Origin of the sequence: Tsukamurella conjunctivitidis, from assembly GCF_007858475.1 — a bacterium.
GTDB lineage: Bacteria > Actinomycetota > Actinomycetes > Mycobacteriales > Mycobacteriaceae > Tsukamurella > Tsukamurella conjunctivitidis.
The window spans coordinates 1-797 of sequence record NZ_VIGX01000072.1 but is presented as its reverse complement, the minus strand read 5'-3'; the positions used below and the strand labels follow the sequence as shown (position 1 = coordinate 797).

The window sequence follows — 797 nt, the reverse complement described above, 5'->3', positions numbered from 1 at the left end:
GCTCGAAGGACCTGACCCTGTCCCTGACCGCATCCTCCGACGGGGGCAGCATCCACCGGGTGACCCTCTTCACCCGCATCCAGGGGCAGGCAGACTTCACGGCACATGACCTGACCACCACTGCGGGTTCCGACAACTACTCGATGGGCATCACGCGGATCGACCTGCTCAACCGCAGTTCCCTCGACTACTACACCGAGGTCTCCGACGGGGTGAACCCCGTGGTCCGCAGCGACACTCACACTCTCACCAACCCCACGCACAACCCCTCACCGCTGCGCTTCAACGTCACCGACGGCCAGCCCGTCTCCGGCACGACGCTGCTGCGGGCGACCAGTGATGACACGTCCACCCCCGCCAACCTGGTCATCGGCAAGGAGCAGGTCGCCGCCTCGGATCTCGTCTCCTCCCTGGAGTCGGCGCCCTTGATCGCGGCCGAGGTCACCCAGACCGACATCTTCTTCTACAACTCCTTCACGCGCTCCACCGTCATCACCGGCACCCCGCAGCAGGAGGACTGGTCCCGCAACGTCCTGGGCATCTTCGACGGAGGCACGTACTCCGCCACCGAGACGGTCTCCGCCACGGTCCCCCTGGACATGGTCATGCACGGGTCGCAGGGCGGTACCGTGCGCCTCTACCTGAACTCGGGCACGAAGTCCTCCGCCACCGACATCCTCGACGAGGCCGGCACCGTCAACTCCGAGAACGCGGACAACTACCTGGCCTCCAACCTGCGCCTGGTCCTGCCCGACGGCAGGCAGCTGCAGCCCTCGACGGCCACCGCGGCCGTCAGC

1 pseudogene is annotated in these 797 nt (G+C 66.9%); it reads left to right on the top strand.

The annotated features are described in order from the left end of the window. Nucleotides 1–59: 59 nt before the first annotated feature. Nucleotides 60–797: pseudogene (locus tag FK530_RS24410) on the top strand (hypothetical protein); the annotation flags it as partial.